Genomic DNA, 24,900 nt, shown 5'->3' on the forward strand with positions numbered 1-24,900 from the left:
CGATTTCAAAGTGTCATTATGTTTTCGAAGTACGAGTTCGATTATGGAGGAGTCCTCATGTCCGACACCGCCCCCGCTTCCAGCGTCTTCGCTTCCGCGCCCGCCACCGGTTCCGAAGCCATGCGCGCCTTCTTTCCCCAGTCGCCGTTCATCGGCGTGCTCGGCGTGGAACTGATCGACATCGAGGAGGGTCGCGCCCACCTGCGCCTTCCCTTCGCCGAGGCCAACACCACCGTCGGCCCGATGGTGCACGGCGGCGCGATCAGCGCATGCGCGGACCTCGGGATCATGGCCGCCGCCTGGAGCGGCGAGCAGCTGCCGGAGAACCTGCGCGGCGTCACGGTGTCGATGTCGGTGAACTTCGTCGCACCCGCCATGAACGACGACATCGAGATCCACGGCACCCGCCTGCGCAAGGGGCGCAAGCTGTCGCACTGCAGCGTCGAGATCCGCACCCGGACGTCCGGCGACCTCGTCGCGACCGGGTCGGGTGTGTACCAGGTCGGCTGAACGGTCGAGGCCGCAACAGCGGAACGGCCCCGGCCGGAACGCGGGTTCCGGGCACCCTGAGATCGTTCTGGCACCCTCGGCCGAAGGTGCCAGATCGAGATGAGGGTGCCGGGCACCCCGGCTTCGGGACCCTCGCGATGACAACCGGGGTCGCGCCCGGGGACCTCAGCCCCCGGGAAGACGGGTGGCTACTCGACCAGGATGTCCCGGATCACGCCGTCGGCCAGCAACCGGCCCGGATCGGTCAGCACATACGCATCGTCGACGACGACGAGCAGCCCGTCGGACACCGCCCGCTCAGCGCGCCGAGCCTCGTCGTCGGACAACTCGCCCACCGGCAGCCCGGACCGCATCCGGGTGCGCAGCATCACGGCTTCGGTGTGCACGTCGTCGTCGGAGAGGACCTCGAAACCGCCGACCGGGAGCGACCCGTCGTCTAGCGAGGCCGCGTACGTGGCCGGGTGCTTCTGGTTCCACCAGCGCACCCCGTTGACGTGCGAGTGCGCTCCGGGACCGATTCCCCACCAGTCGTCGCTGCGCCAGTACGCCTCGTTGTGCCGGCACACCGAGGCCGGATCGGGCGTTTCGACAGGCTCAACGAGCTGAGGCGCGAGCCGGCACACCGAGCCCGGATCAGGCGTTTCGACAAGCTCAACGAGCTCAGTGGCGGGCCGGCACACCGAGCCCGGATCAGGCGTTTCGACAAGCTCAACGAGCTCAGTGGCGGGCCGGCGCACCGAGGCCGGAACGGGCGTTTCGACAGGCTCAACGAGCTGAGCCCCAGGCCGGCGCACCGAAGCCCAGTTCGACACCTCGTACCAGGTCAGGCCCGCCGCCGACAGCCGCGCATCGATCAGCTCGTACCGGGCGGCGAGCACGTCGTCGTCGGGCATCGGCACTTCTCCGCGCCGCACCTTCCGGGCGAACGCGGTGCCGTCTTCGACGATCAGGGCGTAGGCCGACACATGGTCCACCGGGGTGGCGAGCACCGCATCCAGCGAGGCGGCGAGATCGTCGTCGGTCTCCCCCGGCGTGCCGTAGATCAGGTCCAGATTCACGTGCTCGAAGCCCGCCGCTGCGGCTTCGTGCGCCGCGGCCGGCGCCCGCCCCGGCGTGTGGCGGCGTTCCAGGATCCGCAGCACGTGCGGCGCCGCGGACTGCATGCCGAGTGAGATGCGCGTGTACCCGGCCTCGCGCAGCGCGGCGAAGAACTCCGGCGAGGTGGACTCGGGGTTGGATTCGGTGGTCACCTCCGCACCCGGCGCGAGGTCGAACGAGGAACGCACCGCGCCGAGCAGGTCAGCCAGCCCGTCCGCGCCGAGCAACGACGGCGTCCCGCCGCCGACGAACACCGTCTCGACCGGTCGCGCCGGAGCGAGCAGCGCGGCGGCCTCGTCGAGCTCGCGCCGTACCGCCTCGGCCCAGGCCGCCGGCGAGGTGGACGATCCGAGCTCACCGGCGGTGTAGGTGTTGAAGTCGCAATAGCCGCACCGCGTCGCACAAAAGGGCACGTGCAGATACAGACCGAACGGCCGCGCCCGCCCTGACCTCAGACGATCCACGGCCGCGGCGGACAGCGGAATCGAGGGCGTGCGCAGGGACATGCATCCATCATGACCCACGACCAGCGCCGACAGTTAAAATCACCCTGCGGCAAAATAAGCCCAAGTAGACGAGACGGGCGCGAACGTGGCACCATGGTCGGCGTGACTCCTTCCGGCATCCGCCTCATCGCGCGGCGGCACATCGACCTGATGCGCTGCGACAGCGCATCGTGTCTCCGCTAGCCGAGCTCGGCCGCGAAGAATCCCTCTCGCCGGTCACCGGACGGAACTGCCCTTCCGCGGTGCCGGAGCCCCTGGATGCCGATCCTCATCCCCCGGTACAGCCCCCGTTGACGTGCCGCACTGCGCGGTGCGCGAGGAGAATCGATGACGCTCACCACCCCCGAGTCCACCGGCGACACCGCCGCGGCTCCGACCGAGCAGACCCGCGAGCGCCCGGCGCGCGGCGAACGACCGGCTCCGCGTAAACGCACCCGTCCGGTCAAGAAGCGCGCCGAAGGCCAGTGGGCTCTCGGCTACCGCGAACCCCTGAACCCGAACGAGCAGACCAAGAAGGACGACAATCCGCTCAACGTCAAGAGCCGGATCGTCGACATCTACTCCAAGGTCGGCTTCGACGGCATCGACAAGGCCGACCTGCGGGGACGTTTCCGCTGGTGGGGCCTGTACACCCAGCGCACCGAAGGGTACGACGGCACCTACACCGGCGATGAGAACATCGACCTGCTCGAGGCCCCGTACTTCATGATGCGCGTCCGCTGCGACGGCGGCGCCCTCACGGCGACGCAACTGCGGACCCTCGGCGAGCTGTCCACCGAGTTCGGCCGCGACACCGCCGACCTGTCCGACCGCGAGAACGTCCAGTTCCACTGGATCCGCGTCGAGGACGTTCCCACCATCTGGGACCGCCTGGAGGCGGTCGGACTCAAGACCACCGAGGCCTGCGGCGACTGCCCGCGAGTGGTCCTCGGCTCGCCGATGGCCGGCGAGTCGGTCGACGAGGTGCTCGACCCGACGCCCGCCATCGACGAGATCGTCCAGCGCTACATCGGCGATCCGAAGTACTCGAACCTGCCGCGCAAGTTCAAGACGGCCATCTCCGGACTGCAAGACGTCGCCCACGAGATCAACGACGTCGCCTTCATCGGCGTCGAGCATCCCGAGCACGGTCCGGGTCTGGACCTCTGGGTGGGCGGTGGCCTCTCCACCAACCCGATGCTCGCGCAGCGCGTCGGCGTATGGGTCCCCCTCGACGAGGTTCCCGACGTCTGGGAGGGCGTCGTCTCGATCTTCCGCGACTACGGTTACCGCCGCCTGCGTTCCAAAGCGCGCCTGAAGTTCCTGATCAAGGACTGGGGAATCGAGAAGTTCCGCGAGGTGCTGGAGACCGAGTACCTCAAGCGCCCGCTGATCGACGGCCCCGCCCCCGAGGCGCTGCCGCACCCGATCGACCACGTCGGCGTCACCAGGCAGAAGAACGGTCTCAACGCCGTCGGCTTCTCGCCCATCGCCGGGCGGGTGTCGGGCACCATCCTGCAGGCCGTCGCCGATGCGGTGGAAAAGGTCGGCTCCGACCGGGTTCGGTTCACCCCCTACCAGAAGCTCATCGTGCTCGACGTCCCCGACGACCACGTCGAGGCCCTGATCGCCGAGCTCGCCAAGCACGGCCTGTCCGGGCGCCCGTCCAACTGGCGCCGGAACCTGATGGCGTGCAGCGGGATCGAGTTCTGCAAGCTCAGCTTCACCGAGACCCGCAAGCGCTCGCAGGACCTGGTGCCCGAGCTCGAGCGGCGCCTCGCCGACGTCAACGAGAAGCTCGACGTGCCGATCACCGTCAACATCAACGGCTGCCCCAACTCGTGCGCCCGTTCGCAGATCGCCGACATCGGGTTCAAGGGTCAGCTGATCGACGACGACGAGGGCAACCAGGTCGAAGGTTTCCAGGTCCACCTGGGCGGGAGCCTCGGGCTCGATTCCGGCTTCGGGCGCAAGCTGCGCCAGCACAAGGTGCCCACCGGCGAGCTCGGCGACTACATCGACCGCGTCGTGCGCAACTTCGTCGAGCACTCGGACGAGGGTGAGCGCTTCGCACAGTGGGCCGTCCGAGCCGAAGAGGAGTGGCTGCGATGACCGCCAGCACGCTGAACACCAAGCACCTGCGCGAACTCGCCCAGGAGGGCGCGCAACGCCTCGGCCCGGATGCCTCGGCCGAGGACCTGCTGCGCTGGACCGCCGAGACCTTCGGCACCGACTTCGTGATCGCGGCCAACATGCAGGACGCCGTCCTGATCGACGTCGCGAGCACAGCGATCGACAGGTCGGTGATCGACGACGAGAAGCTGAAGGTCCTGTTCCTCGACACGGGCTATCACTTCGTCGAGACGCTCGGCACCCGGGACGCGGTGGTCGACGTCTACGACCTCGAGCTGATCAACGCCGTGCCCGAGCACACCGTCGAGCAGCAGGACGCGCTGCTCGGCAAGAACCTGTTCGCCTCCGACCCGGGCGAGTGCTGCCGGCTGCGCAAGGTGGTTCCACTGCGTGCGGCCCTCGCACCGTTCCGCGCCTGGGTCACCGGCATCCGTCGCGTGGAGGCCCCCACCCGGGCCGGAGCGCCGCTCATCTCCTTCGACGAGGGCTTCGGGCTGGTCAAGATCAACCCGCTCGCCGCATGGAGCGATGAGCAGTTCCAGGACTACATCGACACCCACGGAGTCCTGGTCAATCCGCTGGTCGACGACGGTTACCCGTCGATCGGGTGCGCCCCGTGCACCCAGAAGCCAGCCCCGGGAGCAGATCCGCGCAGCGGCCGTTGGGCCGGCAGCGCCAAGACAGAATGCGGGTTGCACGTCTCATGAGCATCACTTCTGACACCCACCCTTCCCTCGTCGAGCCGACTTCGGCGCCGAAGGACTTCACCACCCTCGACGCGCTGGAGTCCGAGTCGATCCACATCTTCCGCGAGGTGGCCGGCGAGTTCGAGCGTCCGGTGATCCTGTTCTCCGGCGGCAAGGACTCCACCCTGCTGCTGCACCTGGCGCTCAAAGCCTTCTGGCCGGCGCCGCTGCCGTTCTCACTGCTGCACGTGGACACCGGGCACAACCTGCCCGAGATCATCGCGTTCCGCGACGAGATCGTCGAGCGGCACAACTTGCGCCTGCACGTAGCCAAGGTGGAGGACTATCTCGCCGACGGCCGCCTCACCGAGCGGCCCGACGGGATCCGCAATCCGCTGCAGACCATTCCGCTGCTCGACGGCATCACCGAGAACCGGTTCGACGCCGTGTTCGGCGGCGCCCGCCGCGACGAAGAGCGGGCCCGTGCCAAGGAGCGGATCTTCTCGCTGCGCAACGCCTTCGGCCAGTGGGACCCGAAGCGTCAGCGACCGGAGCTGTGGAACCTGTACAACGGTCGCCACGCTCCGGGCGAGCACGTGCGCGTGTTCCCGCTGAGCAACTGGACCGAGCTGGACGTGTGGCGGTACATCGCCCGCGAGCAGGTGCTGCTGGCTCCGCTGTACTACGCGCACGAGCGTGAGGTGTACCAGCGCGACGGCATGTGGATGACGTCCGGTCCGTGGGGCGGCCCCCGCGAGGACGAGGTGGTTCAGACCCGCACCGTGCGCTACCGCACCGTGGGCGACGGCTCCACCACCGGCGCCGTGCTGTCCGACGCCGCCGACAACGAGGCCGTGCTGGCCGAGGTGGCCGCTTCCCGACTGACCGAACGCGGCGCGACCCGCGGCGACGACCGCGTGTCCGAGGCCGCCATGGAAGACCGCAAGCGCGAAGGATACTTCTGATGACCGCTCCCACCCTGCAAGACGGTGGAGACCTGCTCCGGATCGCGACCGCGGGCAGCGTGGACGACGGCAAGTCGACCCTCGTCGGCCGGCTGCTCTACGACACCAAATCCGTTCTCGCCGACCAGATCGACGCCGTCACCAAGGCCTCGGTCGATCGCGGCATGGACACGCCCGACCTGTCGCTGCTGGTCGACGGCCTGCGCGCTGAGCGCGAGCAGGGCATCACGATCGACGTGGCCTATCGCTACTTCGCCACTCCGGCGCGCAGCTTCGTGCTCGCCGACACCCCGGGCCACGTCCAGTACACCCGCAACACCGTGTCCGGCGCGTCGACCGCACAGCTGGTGATCCTGCTGGTGGACGCTCGCAACGGCGTCGTCGCCCAGACGCGCCGGCACGCCGCGGTGATGGCGCTGCTCGGTGTTCCGCGCCTGGTGCTGGCGGTCAACAAGATCGATCTGGTGGACGACCCGGCCACGGTGTTCGCCGACATCTCCGCGGAGTTCAACGAGATCACCCGATCGCTCGGCTACGCCGCCGACCAGGTAGTCGAGATCCCCGTCTCCGCGCTGCACGGTGACAACATCGCGATCCGCAGCGACAAGACCCCGTTCTACGACGGGCCCACGCTGATCGAGCATCTGGAGACGGTGCCGAACGAGCCCGATCGCCGACCCGTCGGATTCCGGTTCCCGGTGCAGTACGTGATCCGCCCGCGCACGGCCGAATACCCGGACTACCGCGGGTACGCGGGCCAGGTGGCTGCGGGCACGGTCCACGTGGGAGACGAGATCGTGGTGCAGCCCTCCGGGCAACGATCGCGCGTCGCCACGATCGACACCCCGGACGGTGAGCTGGCCGACGCCCACACCGGCCGCAGCGTGACACTCCTGCTCGAGGACGACATCGACATCTCGCGCGGCGACCTGATCGCCGCCGCCACCGACGCCCCCGAACCCGCCCAGCAGTTCACCGCCACCGTCTGCTGGCTCGGCGACAAACCGCTGCGGCCCGGTGCTCGACTGCTCCTGAAGCACGGCACCAAGACCACGCAGGTGATCGTCGGCGACTTGGAGACCTTGTTCGACGAACAGCGGCTGGCCCTGATCGACGGTCCGGAAGCGGTGGAGCTCAACCAGATCGGCCGTATCTCGCTGACCACCGCCGAACCGATCGCTGCCGACGACTACCAGGTGAACCGCGAGACCGGCAGCTTCCTGCTGATCGATCCACAGGGCGGCAACACCCTCGGGGCAGGCCTGATCGGCGACGCGCTGGAAAGCCTGCACCTCACGCGCGCCGCACTCGCCTGATGTCCGACGACGAAGGTCGCGGTCGAGAAAGCACCCGAGGCGCGGAAGCTGGTGGTCGAGACAGCACCCGAGGCGCGGAAGCTGCTGGTCGAGACAGCACCCGAGGCGCGGAAGCTGCTGGTCGAGACAGTGCCCGAGGCGCGGAAGCTGGTGGTCGAGACAGCACCCGAGGCGCGGAAGCTGGTGGTCGAGACAGCACCCGAGGCGCGGAAGCTGGTGGTCGAGACAGCACCCGAGGCGCGGGAGTCGGTCGTCGAGAAGTTTCCCGAGGCGCGGGAGTTGGTGGTCGAGTAGGCGAGGCGCTAGCCGAGCCGTATCGAGACCATCGAGACCATCGAGACCAGGTGCTCTTGCTTGCCGCACACGGCAGCCGGGACGTGCGTTTCGCGGCGACCGCCGAGCGGGTCGCCGAGGCCGCGGCGCATGCACTTCCCGATGTCCGCGTCGAGCTCGCCTATCTCGATCTGAACGAGCCGCTGATCGACCGGGTCCTCGACACCCTGACCGGCGAGGTGACCGTGGTCCCCCTCCTGTTCGGCGACGGCTACCACTCCAAGCACGACCTCCCGGCGATTCTCGCCCGTGCCCGGTCCCGCGATCGGGGGCTGCGCACCACGCAGACGCCCGTCGTCGGCCGGCACACGCCCGTGCCCGCGCTCGTCGACCGCCTGTGCGAGGCCGGCCTGCGCGCCGGCGACGGTATCCTCATGTACGCCGTCGGGTCGTCCGATCCGGGGTCGGATGCGTCGATCCGCGAGCGCGGCCGCGAACTGTCCGCAGTCCTCGGCATGCCGGTGGAGACGGTGTTCGCGACCAGGCTGGGCGGCGGGGCCGCCGTCCGCGGCGCCGTGGAACGCCTCCGGTCCGGCGGCGCCACGCGGATCGCCGCCGCTCCCCTGTTCCTCGCCGCAGGTCTGCTCACCGAGCGCGTCGAACGCGACCTCGACGCGGCGACCTCCGGTGCCCTGGTCGCCGGCCCGATCGGCGCGCACCCCGCGCTGATCGCCGCGATCTCCGCCCTGTATCGCACCGCGGCGCCCGCACCGGTCAGCTGACGCCGGCTCTGAACCGAGATCGGGCCAGACTTCGGCGGTCGCCCTGCGGAGACGCAGCCAGGATAGACCGGGTGTTAGCTTCCCCCTCATGGGGATTGGACATACTGCGCCGGCCACGATCGCCGAGCCGGGAGGGCAGCGAATCGGCAGTTTGTTCAGGCAAGGCTACTTACCACCGTGGCTGAGCGGATACGCGCTCATCGGTCTGGTGGTCAGCGGCATCGTGCCCGTGCTGCTACCGCTCAGCGTGGACCCCAAGGGAGCGATCGCCGTCAGCCTGGTGGTCGCCGGCTTCTACCTCGGCATGCTGATCGCCCCGGCCTTCGGTGCGCTGGCCGATAGCACCGATTCGCATCGGACTCTCTTCCTCGCCAGCTTCCCGATCGCCGCAGCGGGCGCGCTGGGCTTCGCCTTCTCACATCAGACCTGGCTCATGTTCCTGTGCATCTTCGTGGTCGCCGCCGCCGCCGGCGCGGCACAGACCGTGGCGAGCATGTTCATCGTCGAAGGCCGTCCCGCTACGGAGTGGCCCGACCGACTGGGCTGGATGCGCCTCGCCTTCGGCACCGGCCAGGTCATCGGCCTGGCGGTCTCGGCCTATTTCGCCCACAGCCTCGAGTCGGGGTGGATCGTCGTGGCCGTCCTGCTGGCTCTCGGGATGATCGGCGGTGCGATCCATCTGCCGCGGATCGCTCCGAAGACAAGGGCGGTCGAGTCCGGATCTCGCTCCACGACGGTGCCGGCCAGTCTCCGTCACACCCTGCTCAGCCGCTTCGGGCTCTTCCTGGGATGCTGGTTCTTCGCGATGCTCGGCCTGATGACCTTCTACAACGTGGTGCCGATGGTGCTCAAGGACTCGTTCGGCACCGATGCCCGCACCAGCTCGCTCGTGTTCCTCGTGGGCTCGGCCATCGGTGCGATCCTCTACCCGGTGTCCGGCCGGCTGTCCCGGCGGCTGGGATCGGCCAGGGTGCTGGCGGTCGGCCTCGCCGTGACCCTGGCCTTCGGTCTGCTCCTCGCCAGGGTGCTGCGACGCGCACCGGTCAGCGGCGTCTGAGCCCGAGACCACCCGTTCGCGACGCCTCAGCCCTGGATGCGGGTGCGGGTGTCTCCCCAGGCGGCGTCACGCAGGTCGTTCTTGCGGGTCTTGCCGGTCGAGGTCTTCGGGAGCACGTCGAGGAACTCCACCTCGCGGGGCGCCTTGTACGAGGCGATCCGGCTCTTCACGTGCGCGATGATCTCCTCGGCGGTGACCGCCGCTCCGTCGGCCAGCTGCACATAGGCCTTGGGACGCTCGCCCCACTTCTCGTCCGGAACGCCGATCACCGCGACGTCGAGCACGGCCGGATGACTGACGACGGCCTGCTCCACCTCGATGGTCGAGATGTTCTCGCCGCCGGAGATCACCACGTCCTTCGCACGGTCGAGGAGCTGCACGTAGCCGTCCGGGTGCATCACGCCCAGGTCGCCGGAGTGGAACCACCCGCCGGCGAAGGCCTCGGCCGTCTGCTCCGGCGCATCCAGATAGCCCTTCATCACGACATTGCCCCGCATGACGATCTCACCCATCTCCACGCCGTCCGGCGCCACGTCCACCAGCTCGCCGTCCACCGGCTCGGTGCGCACCACCCGCAGCCGCTCGGCGGTCAGCATGCCCACTCCCTGGCGCGCCATCAACACCGACAGTTCCTCCCCGGAGAGGTCCGACCAGCTCGGATCGGGTTCGCACACCGCGTACGGCCCGTAGGTCTCGGTCAGGCCGTACACGTGGACGATGTCGATCCCCAGGTGCCGGATCGCCTTGATGACCGTTGGGCTCGGCGGGGCGCCCGCAGTCGCGATGGCCATCGGAGCGGCCATCGGATGCGCTTCCGGAGCAGTCGCCAGGGTCGTGAGGACCGTCGGCGCGCCGGACATCTGATTGATGCCTTCGGTGTCGATCAACCGCCACATGTCGTCGCCCCGCACCGCGCGCAGACACACCTGGGTGGCCGCCACCGACGTGAGGGCCCACGGACCGCACCAGCCGTTGCAGTGGAACATCGGCAGGGTCCACAAGTACTTCGTGTCGATGCCGAAGCCCTGGGTCACCACGTTCCCCAGCGACGCGAGGTACGCGCCCCGGTGGGTGTACATGACGCCTTTCGGTTTGCCCGTGGTACCCGAGGTGTAGTTGATCGAGATGACCGCGTCCTCGTCGTCGACCCCCCAGCCGAACCGCTGGGCGGTCTCGGCGCGCGCCGTCAGTTCGTCGTACCGGGTGACGTGCCCGGAGTATTCGCCGTCCTGGCCGGGCACTTCGATTCGTTCGCGCACCGTCGCGAGCGAGACCTCCTCCAGCGCGGCCAGCAGCGGACCGTCCCCGAGCAGCAGTACCGCACCGGAGTGGTCGCAGATGTAGCGGACCTCTTCGGCGGCCAGCCGGGTGTTGACCGCGACCAGGACACCGCCGGCCAGGGGCACCGCGAAGTGCGCGGCCAGCAGTTCCGCCGAGTTGGTGCCGAGGAACGCTACCCGATCGCCGGGTTCCACGCCCGAGGCCCGGAGCGCACTCGCCAGGGCGGTGACGTCCGCGGCCAGCTCGGCATAGGTGAGACGGCGTCCGCCGTCGATCACCGCGAGCTTGCGCGGGTGCACCTCGGCGGCGCGCTCCAGGAATCGCAGCGGTGTAAGTGCGGTGTCGAGTCCGGACCGGACGGATTGAGTCATGGCGGGTGATCTTCCCCTCGCGAAAGCCGGTGTTGTGCCGACGATCACGATAGCCCACTGGCACGGAGTGCCACAATTGTTCGCCGCGCGTTGCGACGAACGGTCCGGTGACTGCGATCAGCGGCGGCGGCTCACACCAGATCGGGCCGCGGCTTCGGCACCGGATCAGGTCCGGGTCCGGGGGTGCCCGGCGACGGTCCGGGTTCCGGCCCACCGGGCGCCGGCCGCGGCACCGACGGCGGGACGATCATCGGGTCCGGTTCCGGCTCCGGGATCGGCCGCTCCCCCGGGGGCATCGGTATCGGCGGCGGCTCGGGGTCGTTCGGTACAGCGGGCATCGGAGCCTCCTCGCTACGGTCTGCGAACTCGGAACACAGAAGCCCGGAGGCTCCTGAACTCCGGATACCCAGGTCGCCGGGATTTCAATCGCCCGGCGGTCCGGCGCGACCCCCGGCGAGGAGCAAGCCGGTGAGCGACGTGAGCATGGACTGTGCCGGTCGGTCCCACGTCTGAATGGGCCCGCCGGATACGGCTATTCGCCCACGACTCCCGGAACTGCGGTCGCCCGCGCGTACACCGTCTGGCCTGCACTCAGTTCCAATGCGTTCTGATCGCCCCGGGTGATCTGCGCGATGAAGTCCTCGCCGGTGTTCGCGGCCGTCAGTTCGACACGAGTCTCGAACCCGAGATTCACCACGCGATTGACCGTCGCTCGCACCACCCCGGTGTCCAGATCCGAGTCAGCCGGCGGGTAGGTCATCTCCGGCGTGCGACCGATCCGGATGTCGTGCGGGCGGACGAGCTGACCGTTCAGCCGCGAGACCGAGCCCAGGAACGACGCCACGAACACGTTCTCCGGCCGGTCGTAGAGATCGTCTGGCGTCCCGATCTGCTCGATGCGCCCCTTGTTGAGCACCGCGATCCGATCGGAGACGTCCAGCGCCTCCTGCTGATCGTGGGTCACCAGCACGGTCGTCACGTGGACCTCCTCGTGCAACTGGCGCAGCCAGCGGCGCAGGTCGTCGCGCACCTTCGCATCGAGTGCACCGAAGGGCTCGTCGAGCAGCAGCACCTGCGGATCCACGGCAAGCGCCCTTGCCAGCGCCATGCGCTGACGCTGCCCGCCGGACAGCTGGGACGGGTACCGGTTCTGGAAGACCTCCAGGCCGACGATCTCCAGAAGGTCGTTGACCTTCTTCTCGACCTCTGCCTTCGGCCGCTTGCGGATCTTGAGTCCGAAGGCGATGTTGTCGCGCACCGTCATGTGCTTGAAGGCCGCGTAGTGCTGAAAGACGAACCCGATGTCGCGATTCTGGGGCGAGGCGGTGGACACGTCCCGGCCGTTGATCACGACAGTTCCCGAGTCCAGGGTGTCGAGACCGGCGATCGCACGCAGCAGCGTCGACTTCCCCGACCCCGACGGTCCCAGGAGCGAGGTCAGCGACCCCTCCGGGATGTCGATCGAGACATTGTCGAGTGCAGCGAAGTCGCCGTAGTGCTTGTTGGCTCCGATGACTGAGATGGACACGTCTATTTCTCCTCGGCTGCGGTGCGTTCGTGAGCGGATCGGTCTCGGCGCATCCCCCGGTCGGGGGGATTCGACGCCTCGGATTCTTCCGGTCGCGGACCGTCGAGACGCTCCCCCTCAGGCATCAGGGCCTGCGGCGCCACGATGGTCGCGGCGTCGGCCACTCGGCCCTGCGCACGCCGCTCGATGACGGTCATGGCGACGAGCACAGCTATGGCGACCAGCATAAGCAGGGTCGCCGCCGCGTAGGCGCCGTACTCGTTGTAGTCGTCGGTGTAGCGCGAGTGAACCAGCAGAGTCAGCGTCTGCGACACACCCGGCATATTCGACGACACCATGGTCACCGCGCCGTACTCGCCCAGCGAACGAGCGACGGTGAGCACGATGCCGTAGGTCAGCCCCCACCGGATCGCCGGCAGAGTGATCCGCCAGAAGGTCTGCCAGCCGCTCGCGCCCAGGGTCGCCGCCGCTTCCTCCTGTTCGGTACCGATCTCGTGCAGGACCGGCTCGACTTCTCGCACCACGAAGGGCAGGGTGACGAAGATCGTCGCCAGCACCATCCCGGGAAGACCGAAGATCACCCGGAAGCCGAGAGACTCGACACCGCCGAACCATCCGTGGCTGCCCCACAGCGCGATCAGCGCGACACCCGCGACCACCGGGGAGACTGCGAACGGCAGATCCACGACGGCCTGCATGAGGCCCCGACCGCGGAACCGCCCGCGCGCCAGGGCGAGCGCGGTGATCACGCCGAACACGACGTTCAGCGGCACCACGATCGCCACGATGATCAACGACAACTGCAGCGCGGAGATGGCGGCCGGCGTGGTGATCCAGTCCCAGAACTGCCCGAATCCGGGCTCGAACGCGCGCCAGAAGATCAGGCCGACCGGGACGACCAGCAGAACGAACAGGTAGACGAGGGCGATCGCCCTCAGCCCGTATCGCGCCGGATTGGAGATGTTCATTCCGAAGCCTCCTCACGACGCTGCTGGAAACGCCCGGCGACGCGCAGCACCAGCAACACGACGAAGGCGATCAGCAGCAGCATCACCGAGACGGCCGACGCATCCACCGGCTCGTCGATCTCGATCTGTTGCTGGATGTACTGGGAGGCCACCTGGGTCTTGCCCGGAATGTTCCCACCGATGAGCACCACGGAGCCGAACTCGCCGATCGCGCGCGTGAACGCCAGTCCGGCGCCGGTCAGGACGGCGGGCATCAGGGCGGGCAACACGATCCGGAAGAAGATGGTGCTGTTGCGGGCGCCGAGCACGGCGGCGGCCTCTTCGACGTCGCGGTCGACCTCCATCAGCACCGGCTGGACCTGGCGCACCACGAACGGAAGGGTGACGAAGGTCAGCGCGATGATCACACCGGGCTCGGTGGCGGCCAGGTGCACGTCGATCGGACTGTTGGGCCCGTACAGCGCGAGGAGCACCAGTGAGGCGACGATGGTCGGCAACGCGAAGGGCAGGTCGATGATGGCGTTGACGACGCCCTTGCCCCAGAAGTCGTCGCGGACCAGCACCCACGCGATGATCGTGCCGAAGACGACGTTGATCAGTGCCACCACCAGCGACATGATCGCCGTGATCCGCAGCGTGTCGACGGCGCCGGGAGCAATGATCGCATCCCAGAATCCCGACCAGCCGTCGTCGAACGCGGTGGAGGTGATGGCGGCCAACGGCAGGAGCACGATGACGGTGAGCCACAGCGCGGCCACGCCGAGGGTGAGCGGATTGTCCGCGCGCCAGCGCCGCCCGCTCGCCGGCGTCCGTTCGGGTGAAGCCGGTTCGACGGCGGAGCCCTGCGCCTGTGGAGCGGTCATCGGCCCGCTTCCTCGTTGTAGATCTCGGTGATCGCACCGGACTTGCCGAACAGTTTCTTGTCGACATCCGGCCATCCGCCCAGATCGTCGATCGTCCACAGCTCGTCGATCCGGCCGGGGAAGTCGCCCCCGGTCTCGGCGATGATCTCCGGAAGCACCGGGCGGAAGCCGGCCTGCGCCCAGAGTCGCTGAGCCGGAGGAGTGAACAAGTAGTCGACGAAGCTCTTCGCCGCAGCCTTGTCGTTGCTCGTGGTGACGATGGCGACCGGGTTCTCGATCTTGAAGGTCTGCGAGGGCACGACGTAGTCCACTCGCTGGCCGGCCCGGGCGGTGTCGTTGTGACGCTTGAGCATGATCGCCTCGTTCTCGTAGCTGATCAGCACGTCACCCTGGCCCTGTTCGAACGCGGACGTGGCCTCCCTGCCGGACTTGGGCAGAATCCGCACGTGATCGCGCACGAGCTGCCGGACGTAGGTCAAGCCCGCCTCCGGATTCTTGCCGCCGTCGCTCTTGGCCGCGTACGGCGCGAGCAGATTCCACTTGGCCGAACCGGAGCTTCCCGGATTGGGGGTCACCACCGTGACTCCGGGTTTGAGCAGGTCGTCCCAGGTCTGGATGTTCTTCGGGTTCCCTTCACGGACGACGAACGCGACCACCGAGCCGAAGGGGATCGAGTCGTTGGGCGCCTGGGATTCCCAGTCCTGGTCCACCACGCCGGCATCGACCAGTCGAGTGACGTCCGGTGCAACGGAGAAGTTCACGACGTCGGTGGGCAGTCCGCGCGCCACCTTGCGCGACTGGTCGCCGGAGGCGCCGTAGGACTGCGAGAAGCCGATGCCGTGACCTTCCGGGGTGTCCCGGAACGCGGGGATGATCAGGTCGAAGCCGGGCTTGGGGACGGCGTAGGCGACGAGGTTGAGATGACGGTCGCCCGAGGAGATGTCGTGGCCGCCGGGCTCGTCGGTGGAGCCGCCGCCGCAGGCGGTGACCAGCATCAGCAGCGCTGCCGTGGCGACAGCCACGAGTCGGTGAGGGCGGTTCGGTTGCACGTGAGAAAGCTAGCAACGGGGCCGCGGGCCGCTCAACGCTCGCGAGCGTGGCGCAACCAAGGCTTCTCCGGACCCCGCCGAGTGTGCTAACGGGTGATGAGCCAGGCGATGAGAACCAGGACGAGCAGGGCGATCAGCGCCCAGGTCACCTTCGAACGAAACATCTCTCAGATCCCTACTCCGTGGTCGTCGCCGACTTCCCGGCGGTCGAACAGTGAAAACACCCAGGCGACCAGGAAGTTCACCACCCAGGCGATTGCCGTCGCGAGGGGCAGGAGGATCGCCGCCACCACCAGAAGCTGGGGGACGAACGGGAGGGCTGTGAGCCACTCCTCGACTCCGTCCCACCACGACAGGATCGCGCTCATCGACACCTCCCGGTTCGGCGGTCACTTATTCTCACGCTGACTTAAAACGCCGGCTCTCGCGACCGGAGTTCGAACTGGAACTCCGGTGCTGAAAAGACCGGCGTCCGACACCAGGCTACCCGGCGGTCGGAGCCAACCCGCGGCGGCGCAGGAGTGGCGCGATCTCAGCGGGATGTCCGAGCATCTCCGCGTGCGCGGCGACCGGGTCCACGCTGTCGCCGCGCGCCAGCACCGCTTCGGCGAACGCGCGTCCCAGTTCGCGCCGCAGACCGCCTCCGCGCAGGAACCACTGCTCGGTCTCGGCGTCGAGGACCTCGGACCAGATGTACGAGTAGTACGCCGACGAGTATCCGCCGCCGAAGACGTGGTTGAAGTACGTGCTCCGGTACCGGGGCGGGATCAGCGGGTGCGCCAGTCCCGCTTCGTCGAGGGCGAGCGCTTCGAACTCTGCCACGTCGTGCGGAATGCTCTCCGGCGTCAGACGGTGCCAGGCCAGATCCAGCGCGGCGGCGGCCAGGTACTCGACGGTCGCGTGCGCCGGCTCCACGTCGGCGGCCTCGCGCACCGCGGCGATCAACTCGGTCGGCGCCGGTTCGCCGGTCTTCCAGTGCCGGGCGTAGCGGGTCACCACGTCGGGGTGCAGTGCCCACATCTCGTTCACCTGCGACGGGAACTCGACGAAGTCGCGCGGTACCGAGGTGCCCGATTGCGAGCCGAACTCCACCGCCGACAGCAGTCCGTGCAATGCGTGACCGAACTCGTGGAAGAGGGTCGTGAGCTGGTCGGCCGTGAGCAGACACGGCTCCCCCGGTTCGGGCTCGGTCAGGTTGAGCACGTTCACGATCACCGGCCGCGCGCCCAGTTGCGCCGACTGGTCGACGATGTTGTTCATCCACGCTCCGCCGCGCTTGGACGGGCGCGCATAGAAGTCGCCGAGGAACAGTCCCACGCCGCGGCCGTCCGCGCCGTCGAGGACCTCCCACACCCGTACGTCGGGGTGGTAGCCCTTCAGGTCCGGGCGTTCGGTGAAGGTCAGGCCGTACAGGGCGGTGGCGGCGGCGAACACCCCGTCGTTCAGCACCGCGTCGAGTTCGCAGTACTGCTCGAACTCGTCCGTCCTCACCTCCTGCGCATCGTTGCGTCGCTGATCGGGTGCGCCGTCACCTCGATGATCGGGTGCACCGTGTTCTCGCTGATCGAGCGAGTCCTGTCGATGATTGAGCGAGCGCAGCGAGTCGACATCGTCCTTCCCGGTCCGCCGGGCAGCGGCGAGCGCGAAGGACACGTCCCAGGGCTCCAGCGGTCCCCCGAAATCCTCTGTCAGGCACGCGATCTCGGCGTCAGCCGCCGCCGTCGCGGCCGATCCCAGTTCGCGGAGCAGGTCGGCCACCGCCGCGGGATCCGGTGCCGTCTCCTCGGCGATGGTGTACGCGGCGTGGTCGTCGTACCCGAGCAGTCGTGCACGACGGGCCCGCAGTTCGACGATCTCCAGGATCATCGCCCGGGTGTCGTGACTGTTCCCTCGTGCGCACCGGTCGACGGAAGCCTCGAAGACGCGTTGGCGCACATTCCGATTCGTCAGCTTGCCGACCGCGGACTGACTGGACGGCAGTTCCAGGGAGATCAGATGGCCCTCGCGCCCCTCGGCGCGGGCGAGGCGACGGGCTGCGGCGATCTCGGCATCGGACAGCCCGTCCAGGTCGGCCGCGTCCAGCACGTGCACCGCCGACGCGTTGGTGTCGTCGAGCAGGTACTGGGAGAACTCGGTGGTGAGCGTCGCCAATCGGGCGGAGATCGCCCGCATCTCCGCTTGGCCGTCGGCGTCGAGTCCCGCCCCGGCGCGGACTGCGCTGCGGTAGCGCTTCTCCAGCAGCCGGCGCTGCGGCTCGGTGAGCTCGAGCCGGTCGATCTGCTCGTGCAGGGCCGCGATGCGGGCGTACAGCCCCGGGTGCATCCCGACGGTGTTGGCATGCGCCGTGAGCCGCACCGCGAGTTCCTGCGCGATCTCCGCCCGGCGCGGATTGCTGTCCGCCCCTTCGAGATTGAAGAAGATCCCGTTCGCCCGCGCCAGTGAGCGGCCCGAGGCTTCGAGCGCGGCCAGAGTGTTGTCGAAGGTGGACGGCTCGCTGTTCGACGCGATCGCCTCCACCTCGGCGAGGTGTTCGGCCAAGGCGACGTCGTACGCGGGCAGGAAGTCCTCGTCGGAGATCGTCGCGAAGTCGGGCAGGTCGTACGGGAGCCCGGAATCGGCGAGCACGGGGTTCACAGCATCATCGGCCATGCGACCACTGTGCCACGATGACCGGGCACCGTCCGCCGCGCGTCAGCGCCCCGACGGCCTACTTCTTCGGTTTGTCCCCGACCGCGTCGTTGCTGAGCGCGGCGACGAAGGCCTCTTGGGGGACGTCGACGCGGCCGATCGTCTTCATCCGCTTCTTGCCCTCCTTCTGCTTCTCCAGCAGCTTGCGCTTGCGGCTGATGTCGCCGCCGTAGCATTTGGCGAGGACGTCCTTGCGGATCGCCCGGATGTTCTCGCGGGCGATCACCTTCGAGCCGATGGCGGCCTGGATGGGCACCTCGAACTGCTGGCGCGGGATCAGGTCCTTGAGTTTGAGCGCCATCCGGTTGCCGTACGCGTAGGCCGAGTCCTTGTGCACGATCGCGCTGAACGCATCGACTGCCTCGCCCTGCAGCAGGATGTCGACCTTCACCAGATCGGCCTCCTGCTCGCCGGCCTCCTCGTAGTCAAGCGACGCGTAGCCGCGGGTGCGCGACTTGAGGGCGTCGAAGAAGTCGAAGATGATCTCGGCCATCGGCAGCGTGTAGCGCATCTCCACGCGCGTCTCGGACAGGTAGTCCATGCCGCCGAGCTCGCCCCGCCGCGACTGGCACAGCTCCATGATCGCGCCGATGAACTCGCTGGGCGCGATGATCGTCGTCTTCACGATCGGCTCGTAGATGTTCTTGGTCTTACCCGTGGGCCAGTCCGACGGGTTGGTGACGATGTGCTCGGCGCCGTCGTCCATCACCACCCGGTAGACGACGTTGGGCGCGGTGGAGATCAGGTCGAGTCCGAACTCGCGTTCCAGGCGCTCACGCGTGATCTCCATGTGGAGCAGGCCGAGGAAGCCGCAGCGGAAGCCGAAGCCGAGGGCCACGGAGGTCTCGGGTTCGTAGGTGAGGGCCGCGTCGTTGAGCTGGAGCTTCTCCAGGGCCTCACGCAGGACCGGGTAGTCGGAACCGTCGACCGGGTACAGGCCCGAGTAGACCATCGGCCGGGGCTCGCGGTAGCCGGTCAGGGCTTGGGTCGCGCCGTGCTTCGCAGTGGTGACGGTGTCGCCGACCTTCGACTGGCGCACGTCCTTGACGCCGGTGATCAGATACCCGACTTCGCCGACTCCGAGGCCCTTGCTGGGTTTGGGCTCCGGCGAGACTATGCCCACTTCGAGGAGCTCGTGGGTCGCGCCGGTCGACATCATCTGGATCTTCTCGCGCGGCAGGATCTTGCCGTCGACCACGCGGACGTAGGTCACGACGCCGCGGTAGGTGTCGTAGACCGAGTCGAAGATCATCGCGCGGGCGGGGGCGTCCGAGTCGCCGACCGGGGCCGGGATCTGCCGGATGGCCTCGTCGAGCAGCTCCGGCACGCCCTCGCCGGTCTTGCCGGAGACGCGCAGCACGTCCTCGGGCTCACAGCCGATGATGTGCGCGATCTCCGCGGCGTAGCGATCCGGGTCGGCGGCCGGCAGGTCGATCTTGTTGAGCACCGGGATGATGGTGAGGTCGTTGTCCATCGCCAGATACAGGTTGGCGAGCGTCTGGGCTTCGATGCCCTGAGCGGCGTCGACCAGCAGGATCGCGCCCTCACACGCCTCCAGCGCCCGCGACACCTCATAGGTGAAGTCGACGTGGCCGGGCGTGTCGATCAGGTGGATCACGTAGTCCTGCGCGACCCCGTTCTCGTCGGCGACCTTCCACGGCAGCCGGACGTTCTGCGCCTTGATGGTGATGCCGCGCTCGCGCTCGATGTCCATCCGGTCGAGGTACTGCGCCCGCATGTCGCGCTCGGCGACCACCCCGGTGATCTGCAGCATCCGGTCGGCCAGCGTCGACTTGCCGTGGTCGATGTGCGCGATGATGCAGAAGTTCCGGATCCGGGAAGGATCGGTGAACGTCGTGTCGGCGAAGGTGGAAATCTCTACTGCTCCTTGCAAGGCGGCTCGGGGCTCCGGTCGGACCCAGGGGCCGCAGGTCTGCCCCTAGTTTGTCACGAGGCGGCCGCCGGACTCGACCCGCCGTCTCGCCGTCCGGCCAAAGCGCTCCTCACCAGACCTCCCGCGAACAGCAGAGCGAGCGTGCCGATCACCACGACGACGATCGGGCCGAGCCAGACGGCGTACCAGTCGGTCGTCGCCTTGTCGAGGTGCATCGGGTCGTAGTAGACGCGGATCCGAGCATCGGAGCGGCTGTCCCGATCGTTGGTGTCCGCGGCGCCGGGGGCGGGAATCGACTGTTCCTCGCCGCCGGCGGGCCGGAAGTAGAGCCTCTCGTTCAGGTAGTAGCCGGGGGCGGTCGAGGTGTTGATCGCCCGTACACCGAGCCATCCGATACCGGCGATCAGGGCGACCAGCCCAAGTATCGCCACCACGAAAGCCATGTCCGGGACTGTTCGCGTGTCGTCGTCGGAGAGTCTCCGGGGAGTGCGGTCGTCGCGGGGCATGGCCTGACTCCATCTCGGTTCGCAGCGGTCGGCGGGCACGTAGGCTCGCATCATCATGCACGACGACGACGATGCCTCCGAGCAACTGCACGACGACGGTGTCGCCGCCTCGATCGACCGGCCCGCGAGCGACTCGCGCGGACTGGTGATCCTGGCGCACGGCGCGGGTAGCGACCGAGAATCCGTTCTGCTGCGCACCCTCTCGGCGGCGCTCACCGCGCGCGGCCTCACCGTCGCACGCATCGACCTCCCCTATCGGCAGCAGCGGCCGAAGGGGCCGCCCTCGCCGTCGAAGGCCGCCGCCGATCGGGACGGGATCCGCGCCGCCGTCGCCGCGCTCCGGCCGCTCGCACCGAAGGGCCCGCTGATCGTCGGAGGGCAGTCGTACGGCGGGCGGCAGGCATCGATGGTCGTCGCCGACGATCCCGCGTTTGCCGACGCGCTGCTGCTGACGTCGTACCCGTTGCACCCGCCGGGCAAGCCCGAGAAGCTGCGCACCGAACACCTGCCGGAGATCGCGGCCCCGACGGTGATCGTGCACGGCCGCAGCGATGCCTTTGCCGCCTCCGACGAGCTCGCGGCCGCGGCGACGCTGTTCGCCGGGCCCGTGCACATCGTCGAGGTGGACAAGGCCGACCACGGCCTCAAACCCGAGCGCTCCGGGGTCGGCGAGCTCACCGCGGACGCCGTCGAGCAGTACCTCCTGACCGAGACGCCGTGACCGGCCACGAGTACCGCCGTCGCCCCGGCCGCACGCGGCCGACACCCGAGTTGGCGCGCCGGATCACCTACGCGCCCGACCTCGACGGCGCTGCCGATCCCGGGGAGATCGTGTGGACCTGGGTCCCGTACGAGGAGGACCCCGGCCAGGGCAAGGATCGCCCGGTCCTGATCGTCGGACGCCAGGGCGCCGAGCTGGTCGGCCTGATGCTCTCGTCGCAGGCGCATCATCGCGACGACGAGAACTGGCTGCCGGTCGGTTCCGGCGCCTGGGACTACAACGGCCGCGAGAGCTACGTCCGGCTCGACCGGGTGATCGTGGTCGACGAGCACGGCATCCGCCGGGAGGGGTCGATCTGCCGGCGAGACACCTTCGACGCCGTCGCCGACGAGCTGCGCCGCGACTACGGCTGGCGATAGTCGCAGGAAAGGACTCGGCCTGAGTAGAACTACGCAGACCGTTCGTGCGCTTCTACCCGAATCTCTCGGGGAATCTGCTCAAACCGCAGTTCACAGGAGTGTTCTCAGTGAGTGCTCAGGTAGCTTTCCCGGCATGAAAACTCGTCGCTTCTTCGCCGGACTCGGCATCGCCGTCTCCGTCGCCACCGCCGGATCCCTGCTCCCCGCCACGGCCCCCGCCGCCGACGCCCGCGCCTACAACTACGGTGCGATCGCCTGGAACTACAACGGCAAGACCTCCTACGCGGTGAACTACGGCAGCCGCGCCGCCGCCAAGAACCGGGCCAAGCGCCTGTGCGGACCGCGCTGCGGGTACTTCACCTTCTACAACTCGTGCGGCGCCGTGGCGTACAAGTTCGGCCGCACCCGCACCACCGTCGGCACCGCCAGCGGTTTCCCGACGCGCGCCGCCGCCCAGCGCGCCGCCAAGCGCAAGGCCGGTCCCGGTTCACACATCCGCGCCTGGGCCTGCACCTCCCGCTGATTCCGATCCGCCACCAAAGCCCGAAGCCCGCCGTCCCCGAGACAGCGGGCTTCGGTGCGTGGCGGGACGCCCGCCGGCACGCGGATCAGCCCTTCAGGCGATCGCGCAATCCCACGGCCCGTCGCTTGACCCTTCGTGCCACGTCCTTGGCCCGGGTCGCGGCCGACCGCTGATCCACGGGTTCGGGCATCGCCGCGATCCAGTACGCCAGCGCGTCCAGGCCCGCGTTCGCGACGGCCTCGTCCGTCGGCTCCGGCGTCTCGGCGACGTCGACGCTCAGATCGACGCGGAGGTCGTCGAGCGTGCCGGTGATGCGGCAGCCCGCTGCGGCGATCGCGTCGATCAGCCGCACAGACTCGGTCGCCGCCCATTCACGCTGCTGCGCAGACAGTCCCAGCGGCTTGCCCTGGCTCGTGTTGCGCAGCGCGATCCCGATGAACCGCCGCTTGACGATGTTCTCGTAGCGCGTCCACGGGATCACACCCGACGGAATCCGGGTGTTGAGACGTCTCAGGAACTCGGTCTGCGCGGCCGACAGCGACATGTTGTGCCGCTCGCCGGTCTTCGGCAGCAACGCCGGGTCGACGCCCAGGACCGACAGGAAGCGATCCCACAGCGAGTCACCCTGTGCGGCGGTGCCCGGAGCGGGCACGGTGACCAGATGGATCCGGTCGGCCGGCACCAACGTCGACCACTTGCCCACCACCGCCGTGTAGTCCTGGAACTCCCAGAACGGCTCTTCGTGCAGTTCGCCGGTTCCCCCACCACCTGGAGCATGATCGGCGACCGAAGCCAGGAAGGTCGCGAAGTCGGTCGGACGCTGGTTCTTGACGTTCTCCTGGTACACCGACGGCAATTGCCGGGCCAGGTCGCGCACGGTGAGGATCACGTGGACCTCCTCGGCGAAGGCCAGATCGTCGACCAGCCGCCTCAGGTCCTCCACCCCGGCGTTGGCGAACAACTCGTGCGAGACGATCGACGTACCCGGCCAGGCTTTCATCTGGGCCACCATCCGGGGCCAGGCTCCGGCGTGCTCGGGCGCGGCCCAGCTCAGGTAGCGCTCCGGCTGCAGATGCGCGGCGGCGTGGAAGTGGTCTTCGGGGTGGACGCCCGGATAGAGCAGTCCGGCGTTCTCCAGCGCGAGGTCGCGGTTCACCCAAAGACGATCCTGGATGTGCGTAGTACCGGTCTTGGGAAGTCCGACGTGGACGTAGACGATCGACATAGTGGGCTCAGTCTAGGGTTTCGCCCACGGGGTATCTCCTCGACTCACCGCCGCTCACGCGGCCGCCTCGAATCCACGGATTTGGGGGCCGCCGCCACCGCTGGTAATCTTGTCTGCTGTTGCGAAACACGCTGGTCGCCGACCGATCGCGAATCGCACTGCTCCGAACAGAACACCAGGTCGCCCACCGCGGCCGCACCAACGATGTAAGGGATTACGCGTGGCAAACATCAAGTCGCAGATCAAGCGGAACAAGACCAACGAGCGTCGTCGCCAGCGGAATCAGTCGATCCGCAGCGCGCTGCGCACCGCTCTCCGCAACTTCCGCGAGACCGTCGCCGCCGGCGACAAGGAGAAGGCCACCGAGCTGCTCGCGAGCACCAGCCGCCAGCTGGACAAGGCCGCCACCAAGGGCGTCATCCACAAGAACCAGGCGGCCAACAAGAAGTCGGCCATGGCTCTCGCGGTCAACAAGCTCTGATCCTCCCGCGGCTCACGCCGCACCCGGACCGCAGCGGTCCGATGCACAGGTCTCACGATCACCCCGACGATTACCACGCGGTCGTCGGGGTGATCGTCGTCTGTCCTCACTGTCGTGCCGGACATTCGCGACAACGGCAAGGCAGGCGCGACAACGGTAAGGCAGGCGCGACAACCGGCTGGAGACGAGACACCTGGGAGTGTCGCCTCTGCACCTGGCTGTCGCAACGTCGCACCGGCTGTCGCGGGGACACCCCCGAGACTGCCCCTCGCTGATCGAGCCCGCCCCCTTCGCTGATCGAGACAACCCCGCGCCGATCGAGCCCGCCCCCCTCGCTGATCGAGCGAAGTCGAGATCCCAGCGGTCACCCGCTCCCTGCCTCCCTTCAGGTGTCCGACGGCGTGCCGCGGTACACGGCTGCGGCGAACATCAGACCCGCCGCCGCGCACAGCACCCCGAAGACCATCCGCCCCCACGGCGGGAGGAAGAACTGCGGCAGGACGAGCGCGATCAGCACGCCGAGCGGCCACGCCGCCGCACTCCGCCGCTGGCGCTGCCAGACCACGGCGGCCAGCACCCCGGACACCGCGAGCAGCAGCAGTCCGGCTCCGAACGCGGTCACCGCGACCGGCTGATTCCGGACCTGATCGACCAGATCCAGCACCGCCTCGTCCCCGCCCGTCGCCGCGCGGCCGATCGCGTGCAGCCCGAAGGTCTCCGCGCCGTAGTACGGAAGCACCAGCACCACGCCGGCGAATCCCGCCGCAGCAGCTGTCGCGGCCGATCGCCCGGGAGCGTCCCGCGCGAGCAGCACGGCGAACCAGGCGAACGAGGCGAGCCCGAGCGCTCCGCAGGCGTGCGCGACGATCCAGGCCGGTGCCGCGAACGCCTCCGCCGCGTCTGCGGTCTCCGGCCCCGCCGCATCGTCGTACGGCCGAATCAGCAGGTAGACGGCCATCAACAGACCGGCAGTCAGCGCAGGCAGAACGATGCGTGCGTCAGGGCGCATGGTGATCTCCTCGAATTTCCGAGAGCGGCGCTCTCTTCTACTCGACCGTAGCCCGAACGGCGGCGCAGA

The 24,900-nt window shown here is 68.5% G+C and carries 25 protein-coding genes; 12 read left to right on the top strand and 13 right to left on the bottom strand.

Annotated elements, in window-relative coordinates; genetic code table 11:
• Positions 1-57 precede the first annotated feature (57 nt).
• Entirely contained in the window at positions 58-510 is a 453-nt protein-coding gene (locus C6V83_RS13845) for a PaaI family thioesterase (RefSeq protein WP_105943961.1), read from the top strand.
• 188 nt (positions 511-698) lie between these two features.
• On the opposite strand, the gene C6V83_RS18790 is transcribed toward C6V83_RS13845, so the two are convergent.
• Positions 699-2,114: a coproporphyrinogen-III oxidase family protein gene (locus C6V83_RS18790; RefSeq protein ID WP_234353739.1), complete on the bottom strand. Its 1,416-nt coding sequence runs from the start codon at positions 2,112-2,114 to the stop codon at positions 699-701.
• Positions 2,115-2,441: 327 nt separating this feature from the next.
• On the opposite strand from C6V83_RS18790, the gene C6V83_RS13860 reads away from it, so the two are divergent.
• From C6V83_RS13860 to C6V83_RS13885, 7 genes are all read left to right on the top strand, one after another.
• The gene (locus C6V83_RS13860; protein WP_105942883.1) at positions 2,442-4,205 is read left to right on the top strand and encodes a nitrite/sulfite reductase; all 1,764 of its coding nucleotides are present in this window, start codon (positions 2,442-2,444) and stop codon (positions 4,203-4,205) included.
• Positions 4,202-4,933 carry a phosphoadenylyl-sulfate reductase gene (locus tag C6V83_RS13865; protein ID WP_105942884.1) on the top strand — a complete coding sequence of 244 codons (732 nt, stop codon included), beginning with the start codon at positions 4,202-4,204 and terminating at the stop codon, positions 4,931-4,933. Before C6V83_RS13860 ends, C6V83_RS13865 begins: the two co-directional genes overlap by 4 nt.
• The gene (gene cysD / locus C6V83_RS13870) at positions 4,930-5,877 is read left to right on the top strand and encodes a sulfate adenylyltransferase subunit CysD (RefSeq protein ID WP_105942885.1); all 948 of its coding nucleotides are present in this window, start codon (positions 4,930-4,932) and stop codon (positions 5,875-5,877) included. The genes C6V83_RS13865 and cysD overlap by 4 nt, the downstream gene beginning before the upstream one ends.
• Complete coding sequence (locus C6V83_RS13875) at positions 5,877-7,193, top strand: sulfate adenylyltransferase subunit 1 (protein WP_407646169.1); 1,317 nt, start codon at positions 5,877-5,879, stop codon at positions 7,191-7,193. Before cysD ends, C6V83_RS13875 begins: the two co-directional genes overlap by 1 nt.
• A 51-nt stretch (positions 7,194-7,244) precedes the next feature.
• Complete coding sequence (locus C6V83_RS18795) at positions 7,245-7,487, top strand: hypothetical protein (protein WP_234353740.1); 243 nt, start codon at positions 7,245-7,247, stop codon at positions 7,485-7,487.
• A gap of 50 nt (positions 7,488-7,537) precedes the next feature.
• The gene (locus tag C6V83_RS13880) at positions 7,538-8,248 is read left to right on the top strand and encodes a sirohydrochlorin chelatase (protein ID WP_234353741.1); all 711 of its coding nucleotides are present in this window, start codon (positions 7,538-7,540) and stop codon (positions 8,246-8,248) included.
• A gap of 88 nt (positions 8,249-8,336) precedes the next feature.
• Positions 8,337-9,305: an MFS transporter gene (locus C6V83_RS13885; protein ID WP_105942887.1), complete on the top strand. Its 969-nt coding sequence runs from the start codon at positions 8,337-8,339 to the stop codon at positions 9,303-9,305.
• A gap of 26 nt (positions 9,306-9,331) precedes the next feature.
• Here the strand turns inward: C6V83_RS13885 and C6V83_RS13890 are convergent, their stop codons facing one another.
• The 10 genes from C6V83_RS13890 to C6V83_RS13935 all read right to left on the bottom strand — a co-directional run bounded on the left by C6V83_RS13890 (position 9,332) and on the right by C6V83_RS13935 (position 20,390).
• Positions 9,332-10,957, bottom strand: a complete 1,626-nt coding sequence (locus tag C6V83_RS13890; protein ID WP_105942888.1) for an AMP-binding protein — start codon at positions 10,955-10,957, stop codon at positions 9,332-9,334.
• 131 nt (positions 10,958-11,088) lie between these two features.
• Positions 11,089-11,295: a hypothetical protein gene (locus tag C6V83_RS13895; protein ID WP_105942889.1), complete on the bottom strand. Its 207-nt coding sequence runs from the start codon at positions 11,293-11,295 to the stop codon at positions 11,089-11,091.
• Positions 11,296-11,489: 194 nt separating this feature from the next.
• Complete coding sequence (locus tag C6V83_RS13900; protein WP_105942890.1) at positions 11,490-12,485, bottom strand: sulfate/molybdate ABC transporter ATP-binding protein; 996 nt, start codon at positions 12,483-12,485, stop codon at positions 11,490-11,492.
• 2 nt (positions 12,486-12,487) lie between these two features.
• On the bottom strand, positions 12,488-13,453 hold the full coding sequence (cysW, locus tag C6V83_RS13905; RefSeq protein ID WP_105942891.1) for a sulfate ABC transporter permease subunit CysW: 966 nt from the start codon (positions 13,451-13,453) through the stop codon (positions 12,488-12,490).
• Complete coding sequence (cysT, locus tag C6V83_RS13910; protein ID WP_105942892.1) at positions 13,450-14,316, bottom strand: sulfate ABC transporter permease subunit CysT; 867 nt, start codon at positions 14,314-14,316, stop codon at positions 13,450-13,452. Before cysT ends, cysW begins: the two co-directional genes overlap by 4 nt.
• Complete coding sequence (locus tag C6V83_RS13915) at positions 14,313-15,311, bottom strand: sulfate ABC transporter substrate-binding protein (protein ID WP_105943963.1); 999 nt, start codon at positions 15,309-15,311, stop codon at positions 14,313-14,315. Before C6V83_RS13915 ends, cysT begins: the two co-directional genes overlap by 4 nt.
• Before the next feature lie 221 nt (positions 15,312-15,532).
• Positions 15,533-15,733, bottom strand: a complete 201-nt coding sequence (locus tag C6V83_RS13920; protein WP_105943964.1) for a hypothetical protein — start codon at positions 15,731-15,733, stop codon at positions 15,533-15,535.
• Between the two features lie 115 nt (positions 15,734-15,848).
• Positions 15,849-18,014 (bottom strand): M3 family metallopeptidase, encoded by a 2,166-nt coding sequence (locus C6V83_RS13925; protein ID WP_105942893.1) that lies wholly within the window; start codon positions 18,012-18,014, stop codon positions 15,849-15,851.
• A 58-nt stretch (positions 18,015-18,072) separates the two neighbouring features.
• On the bottom strand, positions 18,073-19,947 hold the full coding sequence (gene lepA / locus C6V83_RS13930; RefSeq protein WP_105942894.1) for a translation elongation factor 4: 1,875 nt from the start codon (positions 19,945-19,947) through the stop codon (positions 18,073-18,075).
• 53 nt (positions 19,948-20,000) lie between these two features.
• The gene (locus C6V83_RS13935; protein WP_159067526.1) at positions 20,001-20,390 is read right to left on the bottom strand and encodes a hypothetical protein; all 390 of its coding nucleotides are present in this window, start codon (positions 20,388-20,390) and stop codon (positions 20,001-20,003) included.
• Positions 20,391-20,508: 118 nt separating this feature from the next.
• On the opposite strand from C6V83_RS13935, the gene C6V83_RS13940 reads away from it, so the two are divergent.
• The 3 genes from C6V83_RS13940 (at position 20,509) to C6V83_RS13950 (ending at position 22,116) form a co-directional block, all read left to right on the top strand.
• On the top strand, positions 20,509-21,174 hold the full coding sequence (locus C6V83_RS13940) for an alpha/beta hydrolase family protein (RefSeq protein WP_105942896.1): 666 nt from the start codon (positions 20,509-20,511) through the stop codon (positions 21,172-21,174).
• Positions 21,171-21,593, top strand: coding sequence for a type II toxin-antitoxin system PemK/MazF family toxin (locus C6V83_RS13945; RefSeq protein WP_105942897.1), 423 nt, complete (start codon positions 21,171-21,173; stop codon positions 21,591-21,593). Before C6V83_RS13940 ends, C6V83_RS13945 begins: the two co-directional genes overlap by 4 nt.
• Before the next feature lie 133 nt (positions 21,594-21,726).
• Positions 21,727-22,116 (top strand): DUF4189 domain-containing protein, encoded by a 390-nt coding sequence (locus tag C6V83_RS13950; protein WP_105942898.1) that lies wholly within the window; start codon positions 21,727-21,729, stop codon positions 22,114-22,116.
• 85 nt (positions 22,117-22,201) lie between these two features.
• Here C6V83_RS13950 and C6V83_RS13955 read toward each other — a convergent pair whose 3' ends face one another.
• Positions 22,202-23,341 (bottom strand): sulfotransferase family protein, encoded by a 1,140-nt coding sequence (locus C6V83_RS13955; RefSeq protein ID WP_105942899.1) that lies wholly within the window; start codon positions 23,339-23,341, stop codon positions 22,202-22,204.
• A 220-nt stretch (positions 23,342-23,561) separates the two neighbouring features.
• Between C6V83_RS13955 and rpsT the strand changes: the two genes are divergently transcribed.
• Positions 23,562-23,822, top strand: a complete 261-nt coding sequence (gene rpsT / locus C6V83_RS13960) for a 30S ribosomal protein S20 (RefSeq protein ID WP_105942900.1) — start codon at positions 23,562-23,564, stop codon at positions 23,820-23,822.
• A 385-nt stretch (positions 23,823-24,207) separates the two neighbouring features.
• Here rpsT and C6V83_RS13965 read toward each other — a convergent pair whose 3' ends face one another.
• On the bottom strand, positions 24,208-24,831 hold the full coding sequence (locus C6V83_RS13965; RefSeq protein ID WP_105942901.1) for a hypothetical protein: 624 nt from the start codon (positions 24,829-24,831) through the stop codon (positions 24,208-24,210).
• Between the last annotated feature and the right edge of the window lie 69 nt (positions 24,832-24,900).

The sequence above is a fragment of the Gordonia iterans genome, from assembly GCF_002993285.1.
Taxonomy (GTDB): domain Bacteria; phylum Actinomycetota; class Actinomycetes; order Mycobacteriales; family Mycobacteriaceae; genus Gordonia; species Gordonia iterans.

Bases quoted from the DNA above. Each gene is read 5' to 3' on its own strand.
- C6V83_RS18790 (WP_234353739.1), bottom strand. From the start codon at position 2,114: ATGTCCCTGCGCACGCCCTCGATTCCGCTGTCCGCCGCGGCCGTGGAT.
- C6V83_RS13915 (WP_105943963.1), bottom strand. From the start codon at position 15,311: ATGCTGGTCACCGCCTGCGGCGGCGGCTCCACCGACGAGCCCGGCGGC.
- C6V83_RS13875 (WP_407646169.1), top strand. From the start codon at position 5,877: ATGACCGCTCCCACCCTGCAAGACGGTGGAGACCTGCTCCGGATCGCG.
- cysW (WP_105942891.1), bottom strand. From the start codon at position 13,453: ATGAACATCTCCAATCCGGCGCGATACGGGCTGAGGGCGATCGCCCTC.
- C6V83_RS13955 (WP_105942899.1), bottom strand. From the start codon at position 23,341: ATGTCGATCGTCTACGTCCACGTCGGACTTCCCAAGACCGGTACTACG.
- C6V83_RS13925 (WP_105942893.1), bottom strand. From the start codon at position 18,014: ATGGCCGATGATGCTGTGAACCCCGTGCTCGCCGATTCCGGGCTCCCG.
- cysD (WP_105942885.1), top strand. From the start codon at position 4,930: ATGAGCATCACTTCTGACACCCACCCTTCCCTCGTCGAGCCGACTTCG.
- C6V83_RS13845 (WP_105943961.1), top strand. From the start codon at position 58: ATGTCCGACACCGCCCCCGCTTCCAGCGTCTTCGCTTCCGCGCCCGCC.
- C6V83_RS13920 (WP_105943964.1), bottom strand. From the start codon at position 15,733: ATGAGCGCGATCCTGTCGTGGTGGGACGGAGTCGAGGAGTGGCTCACA.
- C6V83_RS13965 (WP_105942901.1), bottom strand. From the start codon at position 24,831: ATGCGCCCTGACGCACGCATCGTTCTGCCTGCGCTGACTGCCGGTCTG.
- C6V83_RS13950 (WP_105942898.1), top strand. From the start codon at position 21,727: ATGAAAACTCGTCGCTTCTTCGCCGGACTCGGCATCGCCGTCTCCGTC.
- C6V83_RS13865 (WP_105942884.1), top strand. From the start codon at position 4,202: ATGACCGCCAGCACGCTGAACACCAAGCACCTGCGCGAACTCGCCCAG.
- C6V83_RS13935 (WP_159067526.1), bottom strand. From the start codon at position 20,390: ATGGCTTTCGTGGTGGCGATACTTGGGCTGGTCGCCCTGATCGCCGGT.
- C6V83_RS13885 (WP_105942887.1), top strand. From the start codon at position 8,337: ATGGGGATTGGACATACTGCGCCGGCCACGATCGCCGAGCCGGGAGGG.
- C6V83_RS13890 (WP_105942888.1), bottom strand. From the start codon at position 10,957: ATGACTCAATCCGTCCGGTCCGGACTCGACACCGCACTTACACCGCTG.
- C6V83_RS13860 (WP_105942883.1), top strand. From the start codon at position 2,442: ATGACGCTCACCACCCCCGAGTCCACCGGCGACACCGCCGCGGCTCCG.
- C6V83_RS13895 (WP_105942889.1), bottom strand. From the start codon at position 11,295: ATGCCCGCTGTACCGAACGACCCCGAGCCGCCGCCGATACCGATGCCC.
- cysT (WP_105942892.1), bottom strand. From the start codon at position 14,316: ATGACCGCTCCACAGGCGCAGGGCTCCGCCGTCGAACCGGCTTCACCC.
- C6V83_RS13940 (WP_105942896.1), top strand. From the start codon at position 20,509: ATGCACGACGACGACGATGCCTCCGAGCAACTGCACGACGACGGTGTC.